Consider the following 25,937-nt stretch of genomic DNA (forward strand, 5'->3'; position numbering starts at 1 on the left):
AGGCTGAATGACCCGAATGATGGAGGCCTGTAAAGCAGGCTCGGATGTGGTGTGCGGCTCCATAAATATTGACGCTCTGTGGTTCAAGCAATTTCCAGCGGTTTATTGGGTATAATAACCCGGAGGCTGTACAGCAGCCTCTACAATCACTGAAAATACGAAGCTAATACGGAGGTCAAATGGAGAACGAGGCACTGCTGCAGGTTGAGAAGCTGGCACTGAAGAAACAGAAGATCTTCCGGCAAAGCATATTGCGGTATATTGCCAGAGCCATGCTCGCCAGCATGTTTATCGGATTCGGCGTTATCGTAGCGTTTAAGACAGGCAACTTCTTCTATATGGAACAATCGCCGATGACCTATCCGATGGCTGCGATTACGTTCGGCGCAGCCATCATCCTCATTTCCTACGGTGGGGGAGATTTATTTACCGGAGATACCTTCTATTACACCTACGCGGCCTTGAGACGCAAGATGGCATGGACTGAGGTAGTGCGGATGTGGGTAGTGAGCTACATCGGTAATATCCTTGGGGCTACGGCGTTCGCCCTGCTGATTTTTTTGACCGGATTATTCTATGATTCCTCTGTGAACGGGTTTCTGCTGAATGTGGTGGCTCACAAGATGGAAGCCCCGGCGCTGCAGCTGTTCTTCCGGGCTATTCTCTGTAACTGGCTCGTCTGTCTGGCCTTCTTCGTCCCTATGTCGATGAAGAGCGACGGGGCCAAAATGTTCGCCATGGTTCTATTCGTGTTCTGTTTCTTCATCTCCGGGTATGAGCACAGCATTGCCAACATGTGTACCTTCGCGATTGCCCTTGTTCTGGATCACCCCGGCACCATATCATGGGGGGGCGTTGTGCATAATCTCGTACCGGTCACTCTGGGCAATCTCATTGGCGGCGGTGTGCTGATGGGCGTGATGTATTACTATGTGAATAAGCCGTTCCTGGATGAGGAGTCTCATTAAAACGGCTATATTAATTCAAACCAGCCCCGTTCTTCTGATGAAGGCGGGGCTGGTTTGTTATTGCTCCGGCATGGAGCAGGGATGGCTTAAATTAATGATCAGCCGGAGGACTCACTCTGAGAAGTGGAGTGGAGCATGCTATAGTACAGCGGAGCTTCCTCTTGCAGGGTGCCCTCCAGTCTGCCCCCCTCCTTGCGCCAATACTCGATACCGCCGAGCATCTCCTTGACGAGGTAGCCCTGGGCAGCCAGTCTGGCTGCAGCTTTACTGGCTCCATTGCAGGCGGGGCCCCAGCAATACAGAATTAGAACATCTTCTTTGGGCAGCTCAGGAGAAGTATGTTTTATCCGCCCGGAGGGCAGGGAGAGGGCTCCCGGCAGGTGGGCCTCTTCATATGAACGGGCATCGCGGACATCGACCAGCTGAAAGCCGGTGATCCCTTCACGCAGATCGTAAGCCACATCGGCCACATCGGTCTCGAATGCTGCTTTGGCCGTGAAATAGTGTACCGCATCTGCGGAGGCTGCTGCCGGAGCAGCCAGTACTTGAGATTTCGCCTGTAGTTTCATTGCAGAGTCCTCCTTGGTTAAATGGGTTGGTTTTATTATATAAGAGAACTATAATTGGAGTTATCTATAGTCTGTGATACTAAATATCGAAAATATTGATAATTCAGGAGAACTGTGTATGGAATTAACCTATTTGCGGACCTTTTGTACAGTGGCGGACCACGGAAGTTATACCCGGGCGGCAGAAGTGCTGGGTTACGCACAATCGAGTGTGACGGCGCAGATTGCCAAGCTGGAGGAGCTGTACGGAGCCATTCTGCTGGAGCGTTCGGGCAGGGGGATGATTCCAACCTTCGCCGGCAGCAATCTGCTCCCGTATGCCCGGCAAATGCTGGCGCTGAGTGCGGAAGCTAAAGGGGTAATCTCCGGCGGTGATCAGGGAGTGCTGAATATTGGAGCTATTGAGACGCTAGCCGCTTATTATCTGCCTCACCGGCTGCACCGGTACCGGGAGCAGCATCCCGGAATGCAGCTGCGGGTACAGCCCGGCTCTGAAGAAGATATCATCGCCGCAGTCAAAGATAAAACGGCCCATTTCGGTCTGATCTTCGATGTTCCGTATGCGTCGGGGGAACTGGTTACTCTGCCGCTGCGGGAGGAGCAGCTGTATGTGATCACCCATCCGGAGCATCCCATGGCAGCGGAAAGGGCGGTTACCCCGGAGCGTCTGGAGGGGGAACCGCTGGTGCTGACAGAGAGTACCTGCACTTACCGGAAGCAGCTGCTGAATGTGCTCAGGGAATCCGGTATAACTGCGCGTGTAGATATGGAGTTTGGGAATCTCGAGGGGATCAAGCAGGCGGTGAAGCACAGCTGGGGGACGGCCTTTCTGCCGCGGTATGCGGTGGAAGAGGAGCTGCGCACTGGCGCATTAACCGGAATTCCCCTGGCCGGGCAGCTGGATCCGTTCTATATTCAGCTTATCTACCGCAAGGAGCAGCGGCTATCCCCTGTGTTCATGGAGTTCATTGCCCATATGCAGCTGCAGCAGCCTGTATAACACATCTTACATTCTAAGCATCAGCCACCCCCGAGACATATACAGGTTCTTCAGAAAAAGACGGCTTCAGCCAAACCCTGGCTGAAGCCGTCTTAAATATGTCTATACCGCTTCCGGCAATCCGCCGTCTACCACTTGGAGCCGCCGGAAGAATTCCTGCCGGACTTGCCGCCGCCCCAGGAAGAGCCGCCCGACGACCGGCCTCCGCCGCCCCAGGAGGAGCCGCCGGAGGAACGTCCGCCGCCGAATCCGCCCGAGGATGGCGGCCCGGAGGACATCCGCTTGCGGGCCTGTTCTCTGCGCTGCTGTTCCCGCATCATTGCCAGGCGGGCCGCCCGCTCTGCCTCTTCCTTCTGGCGGACAAGCCGGTTCGCTTCTTCCACGAAGATGGAAATCTGCGATGCGTAAGAATGACCTGTACTCTCCAGTTCATCCAGATTGTATGGACGGGCAGACAGGCGCTGCTCCAGCTCGGCATACTCCGGCAGCAGGGACAGCTGGAAGCGGCTCTGTGCAGCAATACCTCTGCTATGCAGCAGACTCTGTGCCGCATCGACCCGGCTCTGTCCTTCCGTGAACAGCCTTCTCAGGCTGTCCAGACGTTCGTACAGAGAGCTCAGACTGCTGTCGATACTGCTGAATTTGCCTTCAGTCTCGTCCTGCAGCGTTAGCAGCCGGTCAAGCCCGCTGCGCGCATTCTCATAATCACCGCGTGCATCGCTGGTCCAGGTCTCAATCTGCGGCACTTCGCCTGCGCCTTGCCGCAGGGCGGCACCAGTCTCCTCAAGCATCTTCTCCAGACTGTCCAGATGCTGGCGGGCGAACTGGTTCCTCGCCTCAGTGAGCTTGCCCTGCAGCTCATTGCGCCGCTGGGTCAAGCTGCCCCATTTGCTGCGCACCGTCTCCAGATCTGCGCGGTTGCTCTGCCGGATCATGGCCTGGCGCTCCGTCATGGCGACGGCTTCAGCCAGCAGCGCGTCCAGCGCGGCGCCGATCCGCCGCACCTCATCCATGTCGCCGCTGCGCAGCGGCGCCTCCAGGGACCCGGCGGCAGCCGAAGCCTGCTCCAGGCTGTCATAGGGCTTAACCTTCATATTGTGCAGGGAGTTCTGCTCAATCAGCCCGGAAATGCGGCTGCGGGCAGCGGCCAGAACCCCGGGGAATGCCTTCAGCTTATCGTCAAAAGCATCTACATCCTGCAGGTCCCGCTCAATTTGCTCCTGGCGCTCCTGCGCCTCTTCAGTAATATCCTGTGCGGCAATCGGGTCAAACAGCTCCAGCTGGTCAGCTTTGGCGGTTTGTGCGGCCAGCGCCTCCAGGTCCTCGGCGATTTCCTGCAGCGGATAGCCGGTCGCTTGGGCCGCTTGCTGCAATTGTCCGTCAAGCTCTGGCGCATCCTGCTTCAATTCAGTGATCTGCTGCTTGACGTTCCGGTCGGCATCGCTGATGACAGCAATATTCTTCTCTTCCTCTTCAAGCGAGGTGCGGAAATTACTTTCCGTCTGCTGAAGCTGTTCTGTTGCAGCTTTGAGGGCGGACAGGCGGTAGAAGGGCGGCAGGGCGCCTTGCCCGCTTGTCTGCTGCAGCGCTGAGATCTCGACCAGCTGCGAGGTCAGGCGCTTCGATATGCCCTCGACCAGTTCTCCGGTCTTGCCCTGCACGATTCCCTGGAAGGGCTGAAGGGATTCGAGGGCGCGATTCGCCCGTACCAGCAGGTCAGATAATAGTTCCTGCTGCCTGGCAAGCCCGCTGCGGCGGCGCATTCCTGTAATCAGCACGTACAGCAGGAACACCAGTAATGCGGCCCCGGCTACAATAGCGGCGAGTGATATGAAGGATAGTCCGCCCCTGGCGGTTTCGGCCGTGCCCGATCCGCTGCTTCCGGCTGTCCCGCCGCTGCCGCCTGATCCGCCACCCGCAGTACCACCTGTACCACCTCCAGCAGTTCCTCCGGCAGCACTGCCCGGCCCGCTGTCCACAGCCTGAAGCTCCTTAATAACAGCGCTGATTCCTCCGGCGAAATCGCCGTCTCTGGCATAAGGATTGAAGTAAGTCTCCAGCAGCTTAGTGATTGCCGCGCTGCCTGAAGCGCCGCCGAGGTTCTGTGACCAGGCATTGAGTGAGTTCTGCAGCTGCGGATTATCGAAGTTAATCTCCGTTTGCTGGTCTCCGTAAGCGATCAGAAGCAGGATATCCCGGGTCTTCAGCTTCCAGGTATCGTATACCTTATCTGCATAACTGGCTGGGTCCGCGCCGTCTAATGAGTCTATAGTCAGGATATAGAGAGTATAGCGGTCCGTTGCGGCCATCCGGGTGATAGCTTCTGCTTCCTGCGCAGTAAGTAAGCCGGCTTCATCAGTAACAACTCCCTGCTGTACAGGAATATCCGCAGCATAGACGCCGGGGATCCGGAGCAAGGATAATAGTAAGACCAAGGCGAAAATTTTTCTCAATTCTGCACACTCCGATCTATGGGCTGTTGTTCGTTATATTATGCTAATCATTATATCATTAAACATTCCGGAGACCTCAGATGCAGCCGTCCCGGAATTAGCCCCCGTGTACCGCAAAAAAAGCCGCATTCCCGTAACGGAAATGCGGCTATATACATTCTTCTATAACTAACAGCAACTGTGTCCTTGCCAATGGCAGGAGGCTTAGCTGTTGTGTGCGCGGAATAATCTATCGGGTTTGCAGACAGAGGATATACTGCAATCTGGACTTGATCTCTTTCTGCCATTTCATATCTCCGACTTTTACAGCAAGATTGAGCAGATCCAGGTAATCGTCAACCTGTAATGCGGTCCGGGTGGTGGCTGCGTTCATGGGTGTTCAGTCTCCTTTTAACTCAGATATAGTAAAGTAACGAATAATAGATATTCAATAATGATAATCATTATCAACCGTTATTGTTATTATCCACATTTTGCTCCCAAAAAGCAATACAAATATAAAGTTTCTTATTTTAAAATTCCCGTTGAAACAATACCGTCCTTAAAAGGGGCGACAAAGCCGCTTCCGCGAGCTTCTTCGACAATAAATCAACGTTTCTGCAGAATTTGCACATTTTATCAGAACTGAAGCATAACTAGCAGGAACCTTACCATTTTTTGTCGAATACAGCTTCATATAAATGCGTTTAGCCGATTTTTATGGGACAAAGGAGAATTGCGATGAAGCGGTGTAAACTCTTGCTTCTAATTGGCATCGTGCTCATGATTACACCCCCCGCTGCCGCTCACGCCAAAAGACAGGATATTAAGTACCAGGCAGAACTGGAATACCCCCCCTACAAGTACATACAGAACGGATATCTGACAGGTTTTGATATTGATCTGACGAGTATGATTTTTGAGAAAAAGGATTACCTTCTTCTATACAGCACCGGGGAATGGGAAAGTACATACAGCCTGCTGACCGAGGGCAAGATCGACACGACCGGACTCATGGCCATAACCGAGGCGAGAAAGCAGGATACCTTGTTCTCAAGACCTGTGCTAAGGAGCTACATTTCCGTCTATTCCCGCCAGGAGCTTAGTGAAGAAGTGAAGCTGAGCACGTTGAAAAATTACAGAATCGGTGTAGGCAAGGAACAGTATTCGGAAACTGTTCTGCAGAATAGTGTGGGAATCCCATCCTCACAATACATAGAATATGCGACCGTACCTGAAGCAGTGGAGGCTCTGCGCAAAGGCGAGATTGATCTGCTGTTCGAGAATCAGGGGGTGGTGGATTATCTGATTGTTGAACAGGGGCTGACCGGAACGATTATCCGCAAAATGAACAATCTTTATCCTCAGGATGTCGCTTATGGCATCAGCAAGACCAAGCCGGAGCTGGTGTCTTATGTGAATGCCAGACTGGAGCGCCTGGAACGCTCCGGGGCATTCGAGGAGCTGTATCAACAATATTTCTTCGCTCACTCGGATTATCATCAGTCCATGATCCGTAATAGAATTATATCAGGAGTGGCCATAGGGGTTGTTCTGCTGGTATTTGGTTCTGTGCTGCTCCGGATCTATATCCGGCGTCTGCGCCGGACGATCCACTCCGAACAGGAATTCTTCGAGGATGTGATCGAGAATACCGGGATGATCATATGGGCGGTTCATGGGGACAAGCGGAGCGTGCGCTTCAATCAATATGCTGAGAAAATGACCGGGCTTTCAGAGAAGGATGTGCTCGGTGTGAGTATCGATGACCTGCCTGGTCTTGAGGGTGGAGCGGCAGTGCTGAGGGATCTCCTTACCAAAGCGGTCTATCTCGATTATGTGACTAATGTGGAGGTGAAGCTTCCGGAGCATTCTCCGGTTGCGCATTATTTCTCCATCCGCACTACCCTGATCAAGGGGATGGATGATCAGGCGGAGGATATATTTGTCCTGGTCGGGCTTGATATCGATGAACGCAAACAGAACGAGCTTAAGCTGCAGCTCAGTTACGAGGAACTGGAATCTACCTATGAGGAGCTTGCGGCAACGGAGGTTGAGCTGCAGGACCAGTTCAACCGGCTGGGCGTCAGTGAACGGCGTTTCCGTCTGGCCTCCGAAGGCTCAGGTGCCTATATGTGGGAGCTCGACTGGGATAGCGGCTTCTACAAGCTCTCGGACCGCTGGTATGAGGTCATGGGCTACTCTGAGGAAGAGATCAACGCCTTCGAAGGCGGTGTGCTCAGCATCATTCATCCGGATGATCAGGAATCTGCACGCAAAGCCAGACAGGAGCATCTTACCGGGCTGACTCCGATCTACGAAACCGAGTACCGGATGAAGACCAAAGATGACGTTTATGTCTGGTTTGAGGTTAGGGGGAAGGCGATTGTGGACCCCAGAGACCAAATCGTACTGTTCCTGGGCTCGCTGATTGATATCAGCAAGCGGAAGCAGGCGGAGTTCAGTCTGAATAACAGCTATCAGGAGCTTGAAGCGACCTATGAGCAGCTTACGGCTACGCAGCAGGAGCTTGTAGGGCAATATGAGATGCTGCTGGAAAATCAGAAGAATATGCATCGCCTGGCTTATGTGGATTCGCTCAGCAATCTGCCGAACCGGATCTGTCTGCTGGAGACGATGGAGAATTATTTCCGCCGGCCGGGGGGGAGAGCGGCGCTGCTGTTCGTGGACACGGACAACTTCAAGTATATTAACGATACGCTAGGACATAAATCCGGCGATGTTCTGATCCGCAAGGCCAGCGAGCGCCTGCAGTCGGTAGTCCGGGAAGGGGACATGCTCTCCCGGCTCGGCGGCGACGAATTTGTAGTGTTTCTCAAAGACATAGAGAGCCGCGTGGATGTGCTGAATTTGGCCGAGGACATTATGCGCTCCTTCCGCAAATCCTTCCTCATCGGCGAGAGCAACCTGTACGTCTCCTGTAGCATCGGGATCTCCTTCTACCCGGAAGACGGGGAGACGACAGAGGAGATTCTGAAGAATGCTGACGTAGCGATGTACCGGGCCAAAGAAGAAGGGAAAAGCACCTATGTGGTTTATGATAAATCGATGCATACGGCATTTAATGAACGGATGAACATTGAGAAGCATCTGCGGAGTGCCATGAACAATAATGAATTTGAGCTGCATTATCAGCCGCAGGTGCAGATTGAGACGGGACTGATCTCGGGATTCGAGGCTTTGATCCGCTGGAACAGTCCGGTGCTCGGTTTTGTCTCCCCGCTCTCCTTCATCAAGATTGCCGAGGATTCCAGACTGATTATTTATATCGGGGAATGGGTGCTGCGGGAGGCCTGCAAATTCATGAACAGCATCCACCAGCTTACCGGAATCTCTTATAAAATATCAGTGAATATCTCCATTATTCAGCTGCTGCAGGATGATTTCGTGGAGATTGTGCTGGATAGTCTGGAAGAGAGCGGTGTTGAGCCGAGCAGTCTGGAGCTGGAGATTACGGAATCCATATTCATGGAATCGTTCGAGAGCACCGTCAGCAAGCTGGAATTCCTGAAGTCGCGCGGTATCCGGATTGCGTTGGATGATTTCGGAACGGGGTATTCCTCCTTAAGCTATCTTCAGCAGCTGCCGATCTCGACACTCAAAATGGACAAAATTTTCATTGATTCCCTTGCGGATAAAGCCTATAGCCAGTCCTTCGTCCAGACGATCATCATTCTGGGCCATAAAATGGGCCTGGATGTTGTGGCCGAGGGCGTGGAGGATGCCAGCCAGCTGGCCTTCCTCAAGGAAGCGAACTGCGACAAGGTTCAGGGCTACCTGATCAGCCGGCCGGTGCCGCAGCGCGAAGTAATTGAACTGCTCGTGCCGCAGAAGCGTTATGAAGTAGATCATCTGAATTAGGGCTATAGATTACATAGTAAAAGCGGGTCCCGGGCATGGATAATATGCCTGTGGACCCGCTTTTTTGAACTAGTAAATGTTTATTCGCAGCTAGAAGATGACGATTTTGTTCTTGCCTGTTTTTTTGGCTTCATACAGGGCATCGTCTGCCTGCTGAAAAGTGGAGCTCTTCGAATCGGTTCCATTATAATCATGCATGCCGATGCTGACAGTAACCGATCTATTCTCCATTTCATTGATTAGCAGGCCGGCAATTCCGGTTAGGATCTTGTCCATAATCCGCACGGAATCCTCCAGCGGCTTGGCGGTCAGAATGATAACGAACTCTTCACCGCCGTACCGGGCTGCGAAGTCATCCGATCCGATATGCTGCAGCATGACTGCAGCTACCTGCTTCAGTACAATATCGCCAACCCAGTGGCCATACTGGTCATTTACTTTTTTGAAATTGTCGATATCCAGGACCGCCAGCTGCAGGGGAAAAGGGTTGCTCTGCTGATGCTCAATCAGCCAGCCCAGATATTCATGAAAGGTCTTGTGATTGTACAAGTCGGTCAAGGGGTCAATCTTGGACAGCCTGTCCATAATAATATTCTGAATGCGCAGCTCCTGCTCCGATTTCACCGAATTCTCCAGTGACTGCATAAGATCCCGTCCCCGTGCAATGACGCCGAATCCGGCCAGTGAAGTTCCTGCGAAGATAAGGGTGATAATAATGTTCTGGATACGCAGGGTATAGTCATAGGTAGCTGTGTTGAGGAACAGCATAATGATATAGATCAGGCAAATAACCGAGGAAGCCTTCAGATAATTGTCCTTCAGATAGATCATGGATACCAGAAGCGGAAGCAGCATAATGAGCGGCTTCACATGAAACTCCGTGCTCAGATTCATGATTATCAGAATGCCGTACAGATGACTGGTGACAATAATTGAGAACTCGGACATCAGCGGTTTCCATTTATGTACAACCTCGAGAATCAGAAGCAAGACGAGCAGTATGGAGTCGGGGATCACTATGTGGTTAATGAAATATTGCCCGCCGGAGAGCTCAGGCCGGTGGCCCCACATGGATAAGGCAACAAATAGCTGGCTTGCCAGATAAACAAACAGGACCATCCAAAAGGTGTTGAGGAGGACGCGGTTCCAGTACATTTGGCGAGGAGTTGGCGGTGGGATGTGCATAAGATGTTCCTCTTTTCCAGTGGCAATATACTTATATATTCGACAATTATCCCGATTTTCCTCCCTAATCCGATTCTGCGATCATTGTTCGTGTTTTGGTGATTAATACTAGGTATTTATAGCTATTCATGCTGATATAATGATACAAACACGAATTATTAATACGATATATCCTTGACACATTCGCATAATTTCTGTAGAATTCCAATTGGCTCACAATAATGAGCTAAGCTGTTCGTATATCCTCAATGATAAGGTTTGGGGGTTTCTACAGGGAACCGTAAATTCCTGGCTACGAATAGGGTGCATTTTGCATACCTATGAAGAGGTCGGGATTTTTGTGCTGTTTGCGTAAGTGAATTTATATTTATCGCAGAAACAGAGCAGCCCTTATCCACTGAGGGCAGCCGTTTCATCCTGGGAGGAACAGAGAACCTATGAGTAAATATGATGTGATTGTTGTTGGAGCCGGTCCGGCCGGAATATTCGCCTGCTATGAATTGACACTTAAAGCACCGGAGCTGAAGATCCTGCTGGTGGACAAGGGCCATGATATCTACCGCCGGAATTGCCCGATTCTGGAGGAGAAAATCAAGCTCTGCCCTCCGGCTTCGGGCCGTAAGGAATTCGCCGGATGTCTGCCGGCCTGTTCGATTACTGCAGGCTTTGGCGGTGCAGGTGCGTACAGTGACGGCAAATTCAACATCACGACCGAGTTCGGCGGCTGGATGACCGATTATCTGCCTCCTTCCAGGGTGATGGAGCTGATTGAGTATGTTGACGGCATCAACCTGGAGCACGGGGCCACGCCGGTTATTACCGATCCGACTACCGAGAGCATCCGCGGGATTGAGCAGCGGGGGTATGCGGCAGGGCTTAAGCTGCTGCGTGCGCAGGTCCGCCATCTGGGAACAGAACAGAATCTGGAAATCCTGAAATCCATATACGAATATTTGAAGACGCGCATTGATATGCTGTATAAGACTGAGGTAGAAGATATTGTTACCGTCAAGGAGAACGGTGTACATCGCATTACGGGCATTACCTTGAAGAATGGTGAGAGCCATGAAGCAGATCAGGTAATGATTGCTCCGGGACGTGACGGATCTGCCTGGCTGACCGCGGTGCTGAAGAAACGCCGGCTCAAAATGTATAATAATCAGGTGGATGTAGGGGTGCGCGTGGAAACCTCTGATGTGGTGATGCGAGAGATTAACGAACATCTCTATGAGGGGAAATTCATCTTCAATACATCTGTGGGGACACGGGTCCGCACCTTCTGCAGCAATCCTTCAGGACATGTTGTCGTGGAGAATCACAGCGGAGTGATGGCAGCGAACGGACACTCCTACAAGGACCCGGCGTTAGGTTCCAAGAACACCAACTTTGCCCTCCTAGTCTCCCATACCTTCACCGAGCCGTTTGATAAACCGAATGAATATGCCCGGGAAATCTGTAAGCGGGCCAATGATCTGTCCAGCGGCGGTGTGATCGTGCAGAAGTATGGCGATATCCTGCGCGGCCGCCGTTCTACGGAGACACGGATCAAGGAAGGGTTCCTTGAGCCCACGCTGAAGGAAGCGGTGCCTGGTGATCTGGGTCTGGTCCTGCCGTACATCACGATGAAGAGCCTGATTGAGATGGTCGAGGCGCTGGAGAAGGTTACACCGGGTATTGCCTCCGAGCATACGCTGTTCTACGGAGTTGAGGCGAAGTTCTATTCTGCCCGGCCTAAGCTGACAGAGCAATTCGAGACCGAGATCTCCGGGCTCTACTGCGGAGGCGACGGTGCAGGCATTACCCGCGGCCTTGCACAGGCCGGAGCGGCCGGAGTATGGATCGCCCGGGGAATGATGGCTAAGATTAAACAAGAGGGAAACGTACAACCGGCAGTTCTGTAGAACCGCCCAGGTGGATGCCCGAAGGACAGCCTTACACGCAGAAGCTGCGGTGTACACGGCTGTCCTTTTTTTGGGAGGTTATATGTTAGAGTCTGAACCTTCCCTGGCTTCCCTAGCCGCCCCACCCACCCACCCACCCGTAGCCAATGCTCCTCGTTTTCAATTGTTTTATCGGTTTGTCGAGTCTGGAGGATATGCGGGAGTGGAAAAAGTTGGAGCTAGTCCGCCTGAAAGATAGGGGGAGCAGAAATAGATGGATTTCCTCCACTTGCTGATGAGCGAAAAGGTGCTGTAAAACCAATAGTTGGATAAAGAACACTTAAATTATCCGAATTCAGCCAAAGTAGCGAAAACTAACATAAATAGGTGCTGTTAATCCACTTGCTTTCGTTCATTCGTAAGAAACGGGCAAATTAAGATATGTTTATCCACTTGTTGTGGCAGGTGCGGGCGGAGTGGAGTGGAACGGATACCTACTGCAGAATTCCATGCGGCGTCCACGCCACGTGTTCAACGCCCTGGCGTCCATGCCACGTGTTCAACGCCCTGACGTCCATGCCACGTGTTCAACGCCCTGACGTCCATGCCACGTGTTCAACGCCCTGGCGTCCACGCCACGTGTTCAACGCCCTGACCCACGCCGCATCCCGTTTGTTCTTTATACACGCCGTTTGTGGGTGATGGGTATAGAAGTGGTTTCCTTAATTTGACTCTGCTGATATAATGTTAGAATACATAACATGATGGAGTGGAGTGAGCGTTGATGATGGGGATTCGCCGGTGGAAGGCCGTTCTAGCCGTTGTTTTGCTGCTGCTTATAGGAATGTACTGCTTGTGGGTTGATATGTACTGGATACATACGGTTATCTATCTGCTGCTAATGGCGGCACTCGGCGGACTTGCGCTGGACAGCTATCACGGCGGAGTCCTAAAGGACCGGCAGCTGGCGGAATCCCGTGGTAAGGTGGAGCTGCTCGGCAATGAGATTGTTGTCACCTCGGACCGGCTGCATGGGGCGCTGGAGGAAATTAGCCGCCATACGGAAGGGCTGCAGCAGACGGCAGACTATTCACATGCATACGAAGTGGATTTGCAGACGCGCAGTAACGAGGCTAAGGCCAATATTGAGGGTGCTTTTGCCACCATGGGCGGAGTAGCGGCGGTTACGGAGCATATAGAGGAGCTGACCGGGAAGCTGGGGGCGACCATGCAGGCGACCCGCTCAGGAATGGCTGAAATGGTGGATTCGCTGAAGAATACAGATGAGGTCATGGAGGAGCTGCAGGAGCAAAGCGGGGACATGCTGAATAAATTCACGACTCTTAGCGGCCATATTGCTATGGTGGAGGAGATAAACTCGCTGATTGTCAGCATTGTTAATGAAACCTCGCTGCTTGCGCTCAATGCTTCTATTGAAGCTGCGCGGGCGGGTGAACAGGGGCGGGGCTTCGCGGTAGTGGCCAGCCGGATCAGGCAGTTAGCCGACCAGAGCCGGAGTTCGGTAGGCCGCTCCACGGAGGTGCTGCTCGATATCAATAACGGAGTGCAGCAGGTGCTGGAGTCGGTTACGAAAGAGCAGTCTGCAGTTGAGCACGGTGTGCATGAAGTAGCAACCGTGAAGCGGCGTCTCGGCGATATCTCGGACAGAATAGAAGAGGTGGGAACGGCGGTAGCTGAATCAGTCGCTGCGGCTGCGCGGCAGAGCAGGCTGATTGATGAGGTGACAGCCGAACTCAGCGGTGCGGTGGGTATTGTCAACGAGACCATCGCAGGTGTGGACCTGACGCTGGAGCAGGTCACCCGGCAGCGGTCCCAGATTGGACAGCTGAATAATATCAGCGCCAGCCTGCTCATAGAGTCGCAATCCCTGCAGCAATCAGTGAATGCAATTGCGGTGCGCGGGGTGATTGAGATGAACGGATACGAGGGACGGCTGCAGGAAATGCAGGTATTGCTGGAGGAGCTCTCAGCTAAGCGGGAGCTGTATTCACCGGATGCGGATAGCCATAGCAGCGTCCTTGCTTCCTGTATCCGTAAGGCTCCGGATGTGCAGGCGATCTGGTCCAACCGGACGGACGGCACGTTCATTTACTCCGAGCCTGCGGCAGGACTCCTGAATGCCAAACGCCGTGACTGGTGGAACGGGGCCATGAATGAAGGCCAGTACGTCTCGCAGCCGTATGTTTCGGCGATTACCAAACGTTCCTGCATTACGCTCTCCAGAGCGATTAAGGATGGCCGCGGAGAGATTGTAGGCGTGGTGGGGATAGATCTGGCGGTGTAAACTAGAGTATTTCAGCTGGATAGCAGAGGAAGAATAATTATATGAAGCAGATAACATTGTCTTATAACAAAGAGCAGCAGGCTGCCCTGGTCAGGGAGCACCTGTTGCTCTTTGCTGGTTGTACGAGGTCTCGGCCCGGACTAGGTACCGTCAGCCGGGAGGCTGCGTAGCCCGCTCCAGATGCCCTGCCAGTTCTTGCTTGCAATCCGCTTCTCATAAATAGGCAGCAGATGCGGATGGGCGGCGAAGTAAGGCGAGGGCCGCAATACCAGCTGAATGACATCCGAAATTCCATGAGGTGCGGCCAGAATGACTTCCCCGTTCCCGTCCAGGGAGAGTCCAAGCGCCGTTGCCGTCTCGGGGAATTTGGACATGCCATCTGTGGACGAGTGATAGGGCGGCAGGTTATTGACGGTATGCATCCTGGCCTGATTCTTGACTGACCAGGGAATTCCGGGATAACGGCTCTTCAGCTGGGTTTCCCAGGATTTCTCGACTTCCTCCCGCTGGTCGCCGGGGTCATAATAGATCACATCAATATCGGCGAGGGGCGTTCTCTCCGTAAAACCATGCTGCACATCCCAGATCTTGGACCGCACAAATCCGGCGCAGACCCACCAGTCCGGCAATTGCAAAGTTCCGGCAGCCTTCAGAATATCCATCATCCAGGCATCTTCCATCACCCGCTGGAGAATGTCTGCTTCACTGGTTATTATCATTGTATAATCTCTTCTTTCTCTGCTGAAATGAAGACAATAATCCATTATAGCCCGGACGGAGTGGGAAGTGTATTTGATTTTGCTTGAGGTGGGCTAGCCGGGTTAGGTGGGGTAAAGTGAGGTCGGGTGCAATAAATCAGCCTTCGGTAAATCTGCTAAAGTTATATTATATTGGATTGTAAGACTACATAGGATGAAGCCCGCAAAACCATTTTTACTCGAATAAAATTGTGCCGGCAGGCACTTTTTGCAGAAGTCAGGTGTTATAGAGATATACAATCTAGGAGGTGAGGGCAACGTCACAGGAGAATGTGCCGGATATGCGGCAGGTAGAGGCGGTCATTATCCGGGTTCAACATGGGGAGCAGGAATCCTTTGCGTTCATTGTTGATGCTTTTCAGCAGCCGGTTTACCGGTATTGCTGCCGGATGCTGGGGAACAGGCAGGATGCCGAGGATGAGGTGCAGTGCAGGATTTTAATAAGCACTCCATGTGCAAAGGATGAATCGGGCAACTCTTGCTTGAACAGCAGCCGGAAGTCCAAATATTCATCGTTGAGCAGGCAGCAGCTTAAGTGAATAGCTTGAATTCAATTTAGGTATTAAAGGGCAGTCAAAATGAAATCCAAAAAGGCATCCGGAGAGCGAATACGCTCTCCGGATGCCTTTGGTGTTCACACGTATGAGGAATGAAGGATGCCGCCGCAGGTAGGGCTTAGCCCTCCAGCAGCAGCGCTTCTGGATCTTCCAGTAATTCCTTGACCTTGACAAGGAAGCCTACCGCCTCTGAACCGTCTACAATCCGGTGATCGTACGATAAGGCGACATACATCATCGGACGGTTGGCTGTGCGCTCTTCATCCAAGGCGATCGGACGAAGCTGGATCTTATGCATGCCGAGGATGCCGACCTGCGGCGTATTGAGGATCGGCGTAGACAGCAGAGAACCGAATACACCACCGTTGGTGATTGTGAAGGTACCGCCCTGCAGCTCCGGCAGACTGAGCGTGTTGGCGCGCGCTTTGGAGGCGAGCTCGCCAATCTTGCGCTCGATTTCCGGGAAGCTAAGCCGGTCGGCATCGCGGACGACCGGCACGACCAGACCTTCTTTGGCAGCTACGGCGATGCCGATGTCATAGTATTTCTTCAGCAGGAGATCCTCACCGTCGATCTCGGCATTCAGCAGCGGATAAGCCTTGAGTGCGCCGATCACGGCTTTGGTGAAGAAGGACATGAAGCCGAGTCCAACCTCATGCTTCTCTTTGAAGGCATCCTTGCGGCGTTTGCGGATGTCGAGAATAGCGGTCATGTCCACCTCGTTGAAGGTGGTCAGCATCGCTGCCGTCTGCTGCGCTTCGACCAGGCGGCTGGCAATCGTCAGCCGTCTGCGCGACATGCGCTTGCGCTCGGTCGCTTTGCCGTCCTCCGCGCGGGGCGCCTTGCCCGCCGGCGCGGGCGGCTTCACCGGCTCCGGCCGTGCCGCCGCCGGAGCTGCAGGCGCAGCGGCCTCCGGCACAGCTGCGCCATGGCCGTTCACATCGGCCTGGCCGATCCGGCCGATGGGGTCGCGGGCACTGACCTCGCCGAGGTCGATGCCCCGCTCCCGGGCCAGCTTGCGCGCCCCCGGCGAAGCCAGGGCCGCAGAGCCCGCCGCTGCGCTTGCCGCTTCCGGCTTACCGCCGTCAGAGGCGCTGCTGCCCGCCGCTGCGTTTGCCGCTTCCGGCTTGCCGCCGTCAGAGGCGCTGCTGCCCGTCGCTACGCTTGCCGCTTCCGGCTTGCCGCCGCCGGCTACTGCCGCACCGTCGGCGCTGCCGATAATGCCGATAGCTTCGCCAACGGCAACGTTCTCGCCCGCCTGGCGCAGGATGGAGGAGATGACACCATCCTCCTCCGCACTGATCTCCAGGTTGACCTTGTCGGTCTCAAGCTCCGCGAGCACATCGCCCTGGCCGACAGTGTCGCCCTCTTTAACCAGCCATTTGTAGATCGTTCCTTCGGAAATGGATTCGCCCAAATCGGGTACTTTAATTTCGGACACAGGCCGTTACCTCCCCAAATATAGTAGTTTACGTTATTGAGAGACCGCCTTGCTGCTGTCAGGAAGACGGTACAGGTGCTTGTACTTGAGCGTTAAGTTTCAGGGCTTCTCTAACAATGCGCCGCTGCTCGAAGCTGTGCACATCCGCATAACCGCTGGCCGGGCTGGAGCGCTCCGGACGGCCGATATACTGGACGGTAACATTCTGCGGGGCAATGGCGCGCAGCCGGGATTCAGCGTAGCTCCAGCCGCCCATATTCTTCGGCTCCTCCTGCACCCAGACGATTTCCTGCAGGGAACGGAACGAACTGAGATGTGCGCCAAGCTCACGTTCAGGGAACGGATACAGCTGCTCCAGGCGGAGAATATGCAGCCAGGAGAAGTCCTGTCCGCGGGCGGCTTCCAGCTCAGTCTGCAGGTCGATGGCGACCTTGCCGCTGCATACCACCAGGCGCTTGACCTCTTCAGGCTTGCTGCCGAGCAGCGGTTCCGGAAGCACGGGCTGGAAGCTGCCGGAGGCGAGATCAGCACCGGCCGAGGTGCTGCGCGGATTGCGGATCAGGCTCTTCGGTGCCATGATTACCAGCGGCCGGGCATCGGGCTGTCCGCAGAGTGCAGCCTGACGGCGCAGCAGATGGAAATACTGGGCCGCGCAGGTCAGGTTCGCTACGGTCCAGTTCTCTTCAGCGGAGAGCTGCAGATAACGTTCCAGCCTACCGCTGGAATGTTCCGGTCCCTGGCCTTCATATCCATGCGGCAGCAGAATCGCAAGATTGCTGCGCTGTGTCCACTTGGCGCGTCCGGCGGAGATGAACTGGTCAATAATGACTTGGGCGGCATTGGCGAAATCACCGTATTGCGCTTCCCAGAGCACGAAGGTCTCCGGTGCGAACACATTATAGCCGTATTCATAGCCGAGTACAGAGGCTTCTGACAGCGGGCTGTTGTAGACGCCGAAGGAGGCGCGGGAATCCTTAAGCTGGTGAAGAGGGGAGAAGAGCTCCCCGCTCTCACTGTCATGCAGGACAAGGTGGCGGTGAGCGAAGGTGCCGCGCTGTGAATCCTGTCCGCTGAGGCGGATCGGCGTGCCATCCTTCAGAATGGTAGCGAAGGCCAGGGTTTCAGCCAGCGCCCAGTCTACCCGCTCGCCGTCATTCAGCGCATCCTTGCGCCGCTGCAGAATCCGCTCCAGCTTCGGATAGACCGTGAAGCCGGCCGGTACGCTCAGCAGCTCACGGTTAATCTCCTGGAGACTGGCCAGCGGAACCGCTGTAGGGCGGTGCACCGGTGTTCCCGTATCCAGGACGACCGAAGTCTTGGACTCGGCGTTCTTCTGTTTCCCTTCCTTCATCTGCTCGAAGGCCTGCTGCAGCACATTCTCGGCCTCGGCAATCATGCTCTTCACCTCATCGGCTGTAACGACCTTCTCGCGCTGCAGGCGTTCCGCATAAACGCGGTAGACGGTAGGGTGGTTGCGAACCTTGCCATATACCATCGGCTGGGTGGTTTCCGGATCATCCATCTCATTATGGCCGTGGCGGCGGTACCCGATCAGATCAATCAGGAAATCCTTCTTGAACAAATGGCGGTAAGCGCTGGCCATACGGACCGCAGCAATACAGGCTTCGGGGTCATCGGCATTGACATGCACTACCGGGATCTCATAGCCCTTCGCCAGATCACTGGCGTAATGCGTGGAGCGGGAATCTTCACTTTCGGTGGTGAAGCCGATCCGGTTATTGACGATAATATGCACAGTGCCGCCATTCTGATAACCTTGCAATTTGCCGATATTAAGTGTTTCCGCAACAATACCTTCACCAGGGAAGGCGGCATCGCCATGCATAAGCACGGCCATGGCTTTGTCCGTATTCAGCTTAGGCAGGCCGGGGGTCCCCCGTTCCTCCTGGGCTGCACGCGTGAAGCCTTCAACGACCGGATTCACGAACTCGAGATGGCTCGGGTTGTTGGCAAGCGTGATGCGGGTACGCACGGTTTCGCCTTCACGGACGGCGCGGTCGGCGCCTAGATGGTATTTCACATCACCGCTCCAGCCATAGGTGACACCCATAGAGCCTTCGGACGGGAAGAGCTCCTTGTTCGGCGAATGATGGAATTCCGAGAAAATAATATCATAAGGTTTGCCCAGAATGTGGGCCAGCACATTAAGTCTTCCGCGGTGGGCCATACCCATCAGGATATGCTCAGCGCCGTCATGTGCGGCAGCGCGGACAATTTCATCCAGCATAGGTACGAGCGCATCATTGCCTTCCAGGCTGAAGCGCTTCTGGCCGACGAAGGTCTTGTGCAGGAAGGTCTCGAACTGTTCTACCTGAATCAGGCGTTTCAGCAGCTCTTTGCGTTCCGCATGGTTCAGTGGAGCAGGCGACGTCGTGGATTCCGCCTGGCTGTTGAGCCAGCGCAGCTCACGCTCGTCATGCACATGCCCGAATTCATAGGCGATGGTCTGTGTGTAGGCCTGGCGCATTCTGTGAACGGCATCCATAGCGGTATGCACGCCCTCAGGGGCATTCTCCCAGATCAGCGAAGCCGGCAGGGCATTCAGATCTTCGCGCGTCAGCTCATAGGTCTCGATCTCCAGCCATTTCGCCATCGGGTTGGTGCTCCGCTCCAGCGGATCGATATCGGCAGCCATATGGCCGTATATTCGAATGTTAGCCATTAGCTTGGAAGCTTTAACAGCTTTCTTGAGCCACTCCGTATCTCCCGAGATGGCGGGTGGAGGCGTCTTGACGGCATCCGGAGCCAGGGGAGGCGGGCCGGATACTGTGAACAGATCGCGGTAATGATGCTCTACGGAAGAAGGGTCCTTGACAAACTGCTCGTATTTCTCCTGAATGTAGCCCAGATTGGGACCGTAATACTTGCTCCAGACAGATTCGTTATAGGGCTCTTTGATGGCCATGAGTAGGTCCTCCTAACGGATAAACTCCACATGCGGTATATAGGAACACCGCTTAGCGGAGCTGCGATGTTTGCGGTTTCATTCTCATCTTATTGTGCTACTTTCCGGCAGGGTAATCAATTCATACTTTCGTGCAATCCGTTCGCAAAACGGTATGATTCAGCAGGGAATTCATACAGAACAATCATAAATTATCCGGGTGAGGCCGGAGGAACAAAATATCTTTAGAATTAATAAAAAAATTAAGGATTTAGGTGGTTGTATATCATAGAAATGGGTAATTACTTCTATATTGTGTTATAGGATTAAATCTATTTAGTATATTTAAACTAATTTGGACCGATTGAAGATGAATTGGAATTATTTATACAAGCCATTGGCAATTTTAGCTAAGGGTCCTCACGATTTAACATAAAAAAATCCCAGAAAACGACACACTTTTCATGTAAGATCTTGTATAATGTTATTGCGGAGAACGGTTTCATCGATTCTTTCAGATCCTTTCATGTAAAGGGTCCAGTAAAGGGTAAACCTGCCGAAAGACAGGGGCACAAAGTCTCGGATCTAAAGTAGAAATACTATGATGGCCGGACTGCCTGGGGACGCGAAAATTCTAGGAGGAGATTTCTTGGATAAGTCCAACCAGGGGAATGACGAACTGCAGGCAGTTGATCTGGATTTAGAATGGGTGCATTTGCTAATGTCTGCTAAGCAGGCTGGCATCCAGGCGGACGAGATTCGGCGTTTTTTTAGTGAAAAAGCACTCCAGGCGATGTAGGGCATTCAGCATTGTACGGATACATACAGAAGAGGGCACAGCGGTGTACACGCTGTGCCCTCTTCTGTTGGAATTTACATGTTGTTTCGGGGTCCCCGCAAAGTACCTGAGTAATCATCGAAGCTGCTGCCTCACTTTGTGGGGGTATTTCAGTTATCCTTCTGCTCCAGCCGCCATTTCTGATAATCAAGAAACTCCTTGAATTCACGTTTGCTTATACCAGAGGCCATCGCATCCTGTACCAGCCTGAACCATTCTCCATCAAGAACCGGTTCTGCAGTTTCTGCAACTCCGCCATACAGTAATACGTGAATGGATACTTGAAGTGCATCGGCGATTTTTTCGATAAATTGAATGGAGGGGTTGGATTGGATATTCCGCTCAACATTACTTAAGTATGATTTCGCCACGTCAGCCTTATCCGCAAGCTCGGATAAAGAATAACCCTTCTCCAGACGGAGCCTATGGATGCGGCTTCCCATGTTATCTGACACGATTACAACGCCCTCCGTACTTTTTGTTATCAGTATAACAAAAATTCGCAAAACCGACAAAAATCATTGTTCCTGACGGAAGCTGGCGGCAGTGGAGAGACAAAACGGCATATCCAGCCCGGATGAGGGAGGATATGCCGTTTTGTGTATATAGTTTAATAGCCTTATTTGGCTTCTCCCAAACCTTGCGTAGCATTGAATGTCCAGTTCAGCGCCAAGCCGTCACCCTGGAAGATATTCTGATCCTGTGTATTGTCAACGAATTCGAAAGCAATCTTGAAGGTTTTGGTTTGGGTAGCGGCGATGCCTCCCGGCAGTACACCCGCCGTTACGAGATCATAGCTGGATGTGTTCTTCAGATCCTTCAAGGAGATTTCGGACAGCACATGGCCGGTAAGCGGCCCGCTGGTGTAAGAACTGTCGAGAAGTTTGATTTTGAAGTGATCTCCAAGATCCTGGCCGGCATTATCTCCCTTCGCATCAGTTACGGTGTAGCTGGTAGCCAACGTGAGGAGCTTGATATCCAGAGTGCCGTCATTGGACAAGGTGAACGTGCGTACGGTGTAATCACCCGGTTTCAGATTGGTCAGGGCAACAGGTGTATTGAAGGAAGAGCCGAGCTTCAGCGTACCTGCCGCGAAGGTTGCCGTGCTGGTTGCTGTGGAGCTGAAGTAAGCGAAGGTGCCCCCTCCGATTAAAGACAATCCCAGTGCTGCCGATGCTACGCCAAGACCCAATGTTTTTTTGATACCCATAATTAATTTCCTCCTCGAGTATATTATGTTTTTTAAAGATCAGAGAACAGGAATGCGTGACAGGGCAGATTATTTGAGGGCGCCTTTTTCCTGATTGGCATCGAAGTTCAGGGTAAGGGCCAGCGTATCGCCTTGATAGTAGTTTTGCGGCTGGAAGGTTTCCTTGAAGGCAAACTGTACGCTCAGCTTATCTGAGGTGCCTGCCTTGATGCCCCCATTCTCTACACCAAAGATTCCGCCGAGAATTCCCTTAGCTACAAGATCCGGACTTTGCTGCTCAAGGTCGGCCAGTGAAATAACCAGGACAGGCGAAGTAACTTTATCCTTGTTAATAAGGAAGGTTACAATAATATCGTCTTTGAGATTATGGGAGCTGTTATCCCCCAGGGCATCTGTAATGACAGATGAGGTGCGCAGAACAACTTTGGGAATATTGAGGGTCCCGTCATTTTTCAATTTAAAGTCTCTTTTGATTGTATCTCCCGGCTTAAGATTGGTGAGATTGACAATAACGGAGGGGTCCGAATTCAGTAATAAAGTTCCGTTGTTAAAAGAAGCTGCAGTGGTGGAAGTGCTGCTGAAGTAAGCGAAGGTTCCTCCGCCGACCAGGGTTAATCCGAGTGCTGCCGATACAACGCCGAGACCTAATGTTTTTTTAACGTTCATTTGTTCATCCCTTTCTCATCGTTCTTTTATTGTCTTTGCCTGTCTTCCGGGAAAATTTATTGTTGCTCCGCGTTTCGTAAACGGGAGAGGACAATCAAGTTTATTGCACAATGTCTGGAAGGGTATCCGTTCCGCCGGTCACCGCTGTCCCTGCATTCTTCTTCTCCAGTGCCGCAACGGCTTTCCAGGAGGAATACAGTGCGTAGAGCAGCAGGAGCAGCCCGGGGATAATCATCAGCATTACACTTCCGGCTTTGGAGACTGCGAAATTCATGGCATATCCTACATAAGGGACGGTGACGCCGGTATATTGGCCTACCACATTTGTCGAGCTGACCGCTGAGGTATCGGCTGCATCGTTATTGTCCCCTTTGGTGGTATAGCTGGCCTCGCCTATGGCACTGTTTATTGAAGCATCGACCACACGGTGTGTAATCAGGAGGTTATCGGGATTCATGAATGTAATCACATCGCCTTTTTGAAAACGGGTCATATCCCCGCCCGGCTTAATCGCTACAATAGATCCGGTCTGGATGCCCGGCTCCATGGAACCGGATAACACCGTCTTGATCTGATAGCCAAAGAAGGAAGGTTCGCCTCCGGAAGCTTTAGAGATGACTACTGCTGTTACCAGCACCAGGAAAATCATAAATATCAGTGTGGACAATGTGGTGCTGATTATCTTTTTGATGCGCATATTATTCCCCGCCTTTGCTGATATCAGATTGTGGAGCAGGTGTAGCTGTAGGTATAGCTGTAGCTGTAGCTGTAGCTGTTGGCTGCGCGGTATCTGTACCGCTATCCGGGAGCTCCGCAGTTGGTTCTGCCGCTGGAGTCGCCTCCGGAAGAGGGGATTCCGGTGCCGGTGTGGCAGGCGGAGCAGTAACCTCTGCATCCGGTGAGGGTGCAGGAGCCGGCTTTTCACCCTCAGGAGCTTCTATAGCAGGTTCTTCGATGGTCTTATCTTCTCCAGGAATGCTGGTTGCGGGCGGATTATTCTTAGTGTCTTCCTGCTCCAGTTTCAGAGCTTCGGCTTCTTCCTGCTTTTGCTTCTCCAGCGCGAGCCGTTCCGCTTCTTCAGCCTTGGCTTTCTCCTCCAGCGCCGCCTTCGCTTCAGCAATGTGTACCTGCTGTTCCTGCAGCGTGGTGATTGTGGACGATAGGTTGTCTCTGGAGGCTGTTAATTCTGCACTTAACTGATCGTAGCTTGACTGTAAGGCGGATGATACATTGGGGTCTGCATTGTAGGCTCTGGCCATGAATGAGAAAATCGGTTCCTCGGCAGGGAAGCCGAAGCTTTCTTGCCGGAGAAGTACCCGGTCAGGATTACCGGTCGGCAGCGAGCCGCCTAAATCATGAATCGTATTCAGATAATGCACAATGCCCGTTAATGTATCCGTCAGGGATTCCGACAGCACCCCGCTTTGATGGAGACCTTCCTGTAGCTGTTCGAAGAACTGGGCGTCACGGATTTCCAGGCAATTAGGTTCGAGATTTACCATATATCCTCCGAGTTGATGCAGAATGGCTGCTGCACTGCCAATTTCCTGCAGAATTTGCTGCCAGATACCTGCATTGAAGCTCAGCTGTGTATCCAGTGCGTTAACTGTATCGCTTGCCAGCCGGATTTGTTCTGAGATCTCACTGGAGACCTGATCCAGTTCCTCCGCTGACAGTTCTTCAGAGATCGGGGGAGTGGTATAGTTTCCGCTCGGAATGTGGCTGCCAAGAGAGGATTTCAGTTCGATAATTGTTCGGACATGTCCGCTGAACTCTGACAGCAGCTGTTCAATCTGACCCGGGAATACGGAGCAGAGCCCGATAGAGGTGATCTGTTCCTGCGAAGTGTTGTACTCTCCGTAAGTACTGCCAATCTGATTGGATGTATACATTATAAGGACAGATACAGCCATACCGGATTGCAGGATCCGAAGACCGAGTTTCGTGTATTTCCGTTTACGCCGTTTGGCGGATCTGGGGTACAAAGGTAGGCCCCCCTCTCATGGCTTACTGATTAATATTCGTTATATTCGTTCTTTATTAAGAACGTTTTCGTAATGAAATCATACACTGCGGACCCATGAAAAGAAAAATGTCAATTTCAGCGAATTGTTCGCAATAAAGCACGAATACATCTAATTATCTTTAGTTTACTTGACTTATCGCTGTTTTTCACGAATGTTCTTTATTGAGAACGAAAAAAGGTTATGCTATCCGCATGACAAATACGGATGGCATAACCTTTCCATTTGTAGTGAAGTCCACTCCTTAAGGAAGCTTCTCTCCGCGTGAGCTGACGTACAGCTATAAGCTATAACTTTTAGAATCCGGTATGGTATTTTTTGTCACTGGAGGAGCGGTGTTTCGTGCCTTCCTTATCCTTCTCCTCCTGCTTCTCGAGGGTCAGATCCTCAACCGGAATCGGATCTACATTCTGTTCGCTTTCGTCAAGGTCGAATAAGCTTGGCTTGTCCGTGGGGTATTGCTCGGGATGGTCACGTTCGTCTCTTATCGGCTTCTTGTCGTCACTATGGCTCATCTTAAGTTCACTTCCCTTTCGGAATATTTGCAGGGCAAGGATGGGGAATGTGCTAGAGAATCCTCCTGAGCCTTGCCGGCAGTTTGCTCCCTAATAAACACAATACGGGCTTATTAAACACAGGGACTTGTAATAAACCGCAGGTTCCGGTGTGAACAGGCTTTGGAAATGAAAAGGAGGACTGCCCCGGCTGCCTGTAACGGCGGCGGAACAATCCTCCTGAAATTCTATATTTATTACGGAATGATCGGGCTGCCTTTGTCACTCAGCCTGCGGGCGGCCACATCCTCATAGAGCCGCTTCAGCCATTTCAGCTCTGTCAGGCTATGCTCATACCGGCCGTACATCAGATGCAGCGCCGAGCGGGGCACAACGGAGATATGCTCCTCGTATACCTGGTAGGCGAAGTTAACCTGGTGCTCCGCTTCGCGGATGCGTTCCTCCAGCAGCTTCTCTACCTTCTCCTGGTCAATATAGCGCGAGAGTGCCAAGGCCATGTACAGCGGATGATACAGGGGATCGTTCTTCTTGATCTGCTGCAGAATGAGCTGTTCCATTAATTCCTTGCCTTTATCCGTAATCCGGTAGATCGTTTTATCCGGCCGGTCTGCGCTGTGGATGACCTCTACAGCTTCAATATGCCCGCCCTCTGCCAGCTTGTCGACAGCATAATACAAGGAGCCCATCTGCAGCTTAATGATCTGGTCCATCGTGCGTTCCTTCATGACGAGTGTAATTTCATAAGGATGCATATCCCGTTCCAGCAGCAGCCCCAGAATCAGCAGCTTCATGGACATGATGC

The 25,937-nt window shown here is 52.6% G+C and carries 21 protein-coding genes and 2 riboswitches; of the genes, 7 read left to right on the top strand and 14 right to left on the bottom strand.

Going from position 1 to position 25,937, the window contains the following annotated elements; genetic code table 11:
* Positions 1-179: 179 nt before the first annotated feature.
* Entirely contained in the window at positions 180-968 is a 789-nt protein-coding gene (locus tag R50912_RS01945; RefSeq protein WP_039299406.1) for a formate/nitrite transporter family protein, read from the top strand.
* A 98-nt stretch (positions 969-1,066) separates the two neighbouring features.
* On the opposite strand, the gene R50912_RS01950 is transcribed toward R50912_RS01945, so the two are convergent.
* The gene (locus tag R50912_RS01950; RefSeq protein WP_042231984.1) at positions 1,067-1,537 is read right to left on the bottom strand and encodes a rhodanese-like domain-containing protein; all 471 of its coding nucleotides are present in this window, start codon (positions 1,535-1,537) and stop codon (positions 1,067-1,069) included.
* A gap of 118 nt (positions 1,538-1,655) precedes the next feature.
* Here R50912_RS01950 and R50912_RS01955 point away from each other — a divergent pair, with 118 nt between their 5' ends.
* The gene (locus R50912_RS01955) at positions 1,656-2,537 is read left to right on the top strand and encodes a LysR family transcriptional regulator (protein ID WP_042231985.1); all 882 of its coding nucleotides are present in this window, start codon (positions 1,656-1,658) and stop codon (positions 2,535-2,537) included.
* Between the two features lie 128 nt (positions 2,538-2,665).
* On the opposite strand, the gene R50912_RS01960 is transcribed toward R50912_RS01955, so the two are convergent.
* Positions 2,666-4,990 (bottom strand): TPM domain-containing protein, encoded by a 2,325-nt coding sequence (locus tag R50912_RS01960; RefSeq protein WP_042231990.1) that lies wholly within the window; start codon positions 4,988-4,990, stop codon positions 2,666-2,668.
* 229 nt (positions 4,991-5,219) lie between these two features.
* Positions 5,220-5,363, bottom strand: a complete 144-nt coding sequence (locus tag R50912_RS35485; protein WP_171720322.1) for a hypothetical protein — start codon at positions 5,361-5,363, stop codon at positions 5,220-5,222.
* A gap of 347 nt (positions 5,364-5,710) precedes the next feature.
* On the opposite strand from R50912_RS35485, the gene R50912_RS32995 reads away from it, so the two are divergent.
* On the top strand, positions 5,711-8,851 hold the full coding sequence (locus tag R50912_RS32995) for an EAL domain-containing protein (protein ID WP_052415917.1): 3,141 nt from the start codon (positions 5,711-5,713) through the stop codon (positions 8,849-8,851).
* Between the two features lie 90 nt (positions 8,852-8,941).
* Here the strand turns inward: R50912_RS32995 and R50912_RS01970 are convergent, their stop codons facing one another.
* Positions 8,942-10,036, bottom strand: coding sequence for a GGDEF domain-containing protein (locus R50912_RS01970; protein ID WP_042231992.1), 1,095 nt, complete (start codon positions 10,034-10,036; stop codon positions 8,942-8,944).
* Positions 10,037-10,251: 215 nt separating this feature from the next.
* A riboswitch (purine riboswitch) is annotated at positions 10,252-10,351 on the top strand.
* A gap of 122 nt (positions 10,352-10,473) precedes the next feature.
* Here R50912_RS01970 and R50912_RS01975 point away from each other — a divergent pair.
* Complete coding sequence (locus R50912_RS01975; protein ID WP_042231994.1) at positions 10,474-11,937, top strand: NAD(P)/FAD-dependent oxidoreductase; 1,464 nt, start codon at positions 10,474-10,476, stop codon at positions 11,935-11,937.
* A gap of 763 nt (positions 11,938-12,700) precedes the next feature.
* Positions 12,701-14,221 carry a methyl-accepting chemotaxis protein gene (locus tag R50912_RS01980; protein ID WP_052415918.1) on the top strand — a complete coding sequence of 507 codons (1,521 nt, stop codon included), beginning with the start codon at positions 12,701-12,703 and terminating at the stop codon, positions 14,219-14,221.
* Positions 14,222-14,361: 140 nt separating this feature from the next.
* Here R50912_RS01980 and R50912_RS01985 read toward each other — a convergent pair whose 3' ends face one another.
* Positions 14,362-14,940, bottom strand: a complete 579-nt coding sequence (locus tag R50912_RS01985) for a nucleotidyltransferase family protein (protein ID WP_042231996.1) — start codon at positions 14,938-14,940, stop codon at positions 14,362-14,364.
* 320 nt (positions 14,941-15,260) lie between these two features.
* Here R50912_RS01985 and R50912_RS35490 point away from each other — a divergent pair, with 320 nt between their 5' ends.
* Positions 15,261-15,518 (top strand): RNA polymerase sigma factor, encoded by a 258-nt coding sequence (locus tag R50912_RS35490; protein ID WP_042232002.1) that lies wholly within the window; start codon positions 15,261-15,263, stop codon positions 15,516-15,518.
* A 136-nt stretch (positions 15,519-15,654) separates the two neighbouring features.
* Here the strand turns inward: R50912_RS35490 and odhB are convergent, their stop codons facing one another.
* Together odhB and R50912_RS02000 are read right to left on the bottom strand one after the other, a co-directional pair.
* Positions 15,655-16,977: a 2-oxoglutarate dehydrogenase complex dihydrolipoyllysine-residue succinyltransferase gene (gene odhB / locus R50912_RS01995; RefSeq protein WP_042232005.1), complete on the bottom strand. Its 1,323-nt coding sequence runs from the start codon at positions 16,975-16,977 to the stop codon at positions 15,655-15,657.
* Between the two features lie 58 nt (positions 16,978-17,035).
* Entirely contained in the window at positions 17,036-19,903 is a 2,868-nt protein-coding gene (locus R50912_RS02000; RefSeq protein ID WP_042232007.1) for a 2-oxoglutarate dehydrogenase E1 component, read from the bottom strand.
* Positions 19,904-20,418: 515 nt separating this feature from the next.
* Positions 20,419-20,503: riboswitch (cyclic di-GMP riboswitch) on the top strand.
* Between the two features lie 28 nt (positions 20,504-20,531).
* Between R50912_RS02000 and R50912_RS33985 the strand changes: the two genes are divergently transcribed.
* Positions 20,532-20,681 carry an anti-repressor SinI family protein gene (locus tag R50912_RS33985; protein ID WP_081956347.1) on the top strand — a complete coding sequence of 50 codons (150 nt, stop codon included), beginning with the start codon at positions 20,532-20,534 and terminating at the stop codon, positions 20,679-20,681.
* Positions 20,682-20,830: 149 nt separating this feature from the next.
* On the opposite strand, the gene R50912_RS02005 is transcribed toward R50912_RS33985, so the two are convergent.
* From R50912_RS02005 to R50912_RS02035, 7 genes are all read right to left on the bottom strand, one after another.
* Positions 20,831-21,163 (bottom strand): helix-turn-helix domain-containing protein, encoded by a 333-nt coding sequence (locus tag R50912_RS02005; protein ID WP_042241375.1) that lies wholly within the window; start codon positions 21,161-21,163, stop codon positions 20,831-20,833.
* Positions 21,164-21,339: 176 nt separating this feature from the next.
* Entirely contained in the window at positions 21,340-21,930 is a 591-nt protein-coding gene (locus tag R50912_RS02010) for a TasA family protein (RefSeq protein ID WP_042232010.1), read from the bottom strand.
* A 69-nt stretch (positions 21,931-21,999) separates the two neighbouring features.
* The gene (locus R50912_RS02015; protein ID WP_042232011.1) at positions 22,000-22,596 is read right to left on the bottom strand and encodes a TasA family protein; all 597 of its coding nucleotides are present in this window, start codon (positions 22,594-22,596) and stop codon (positions 22,000-22,002) included.
* Positions 22,597-22,696: 100 nt separating this feature from the next.
* A complete protein-coding gene (gene sipW / locus R50912_RS02020) occupies positions 22,697-23,293 on the bottom strand; it encodes a signal peptidase I SipW (RefSeq protein ID WP_042232014.1) in 597 nt (198 codons plus the stop codon).
* A gap of 1 nt (position 23,294) precedes the next feature.
* Entirely contained in the window at positions 23,295-24,581 is a 1,287-nt protein-coding gene (locus R50912_RS02025) for a hypothetical protein (RefSeq protein ID WP_042232017.1), read from the bottom strand.
* Between the two features lie 335 nt (positions 24,582-24,916).
* The gene (locus tag R50912_RS02030; protein ID WP_039299476.1) at positions 24,917-25,135 is read right to left on the bottom strand and encodes a hypothetical protein; all 219 of its coding nucleotides are present in this window, start codon (positions 25,133-25,135) and stop codon (positions 24,917-24,919) included.
* A 236-nt stretch (positions 25,136-25,371) separates the two neighbouring features.
* Positions 25,372-25,932 carry a PadR family transcriptional regulator gene (locus R50912_RS02035; protein ID WP_042232020.1) on the bottom strand — a complete coding sequence of 187 codons (561 nt, stop codon included), beginning with the start codon at positions 25,930-25,932 and terminating at the stop codon, positions 25,372-25,374.
* Positions 25,933-25,937 lie beyond the last annotated feature (5 nt).

Source organism: Paenibacillus sp. FSL R5-0912, assembly GCF_000758605.1.
Classification (GTDB): Bacteria; Bacillota; Bacilli; order Paenibacillales; family Paenibacillaceae; genus Paenibacillus_AQ.

Bases quoted from the DNA above. Each gene is read 5' to 3' on its own strand.
- R50912_RS01945 (WP_039299406.1), top strand. From the start codon at position 180: ATGGAGAACGAGGCACTGCTGCAGGTTGAGAAGCTGGCACTGAAGAAA.
- R50912_RS01950 (WP_042231984.1), bottom strand. From the start codon at position 1,537: ATGAAACTACAGGCGAAATCTCAAGTACTGGCTGCTCCGGCAGCAGCC.
- R50912_RS01955 (WP_042231985.1), top strand. From the start codon at position 1,656: ATGGAATTAACCTATTTGCGGACCTTTTGTACAGTGGCGGACCACGGA.
- R50912_RS35485 (WP_171720322.1), bottom strand. From the start codon at position 5,363: ATGAACGCAGCCACCACCCGGACCGCATTACAGGTTGACGATTACCTG.
- R50912_RS32995 (WP_052415917.1), top strand. From the start codon at position 5,711: ATGAAGCGGTGTAAACTCTTGCTTCTAATTGGCATCGTGCTCATGATT.
- R50912_RS01970 (WP_042231992.1), bottom strand. From the start codon at position 10,036: ATGCACATCCCACCGCCAACTCCTCGCCAAATGTACTGGAACCGCGTC.
- R50912_RS01975 (WP_042231994.1), top strand. From the start codon at position 10,474: ATGAGTAAATATGATGTGATTGTTGTTGGAGCCGGTCCGGCCGGAATA.
- R50912_RS01980 (WP_052415918.1), top strand. From the start codon at position 12,701: ATGATGGGGATTCGCCGGTGGAAGGCCGTTCTAGCCGTTGTTTTGCTG.
- R50912_RS01985 (WP_042231996.1), bottom strand. From the start codon at position 14,940: ATGATAATAACCAGTGAAGCAGACATTCTCCAGCGGGTGATGGAAGAT.
- R50912_RS35490 (WP_042232002.1), top strand. From the start codon at position 15,261: ATGCGGCAGGTAGAGGCGGTCATTATCCGGGTTCAACATGGGGAGCAG.
- R50912_RS02000 (WP_042232007.1), bottom strand. From the start codon at position 19,903: ATGGCCATCAAAGAGCCCTATAACGAATCTGTCTGGAGCAAGTATTAC.
- R50912_RS02005 (WP_042241375.1), bottom strand. From the start codon at position 21,163: ATGGGAAGCCGCATCCATAGGCTCCGTCTGGAGAAGGGTTATTCTTTA.
- R50912_RS02010 (WP_042232010.1), bottom strand. From the start codon at position 21,930: ATGGGTATCAAAAAAACATTGGGTCTTGGCGTAGCATCGGCAGCACTG.
- R50912_RS02015 (WP_042232011.1), bottom strand. From the start codon at position 22,596: ATGAACGTTAAAAAAACATTAGGTCTCGGCGTTGTATCGGCAGCACTC.
- sipW (WP_042232014.1), bottom strand. From the start codon at position 23,293: ATGCGCATCAAAAAGATAATCAGCACCACATTGTCCACACTGATATTT.
- R50912_RS02030 (WP_039299476.1), bottom strand. From the start codon at position 25,135: ATGAGCCATAGTGACGACAAGAAGCCGATAAGAGACGAACGTGACCAT.
- R50912_RS02035 (WP_042232020.1), bottom strand. From the start codon at position 25,932: ATGTCCATGAAGCTGCTGATTCTGGGGCTGCTGCTGGAACGGGATATG.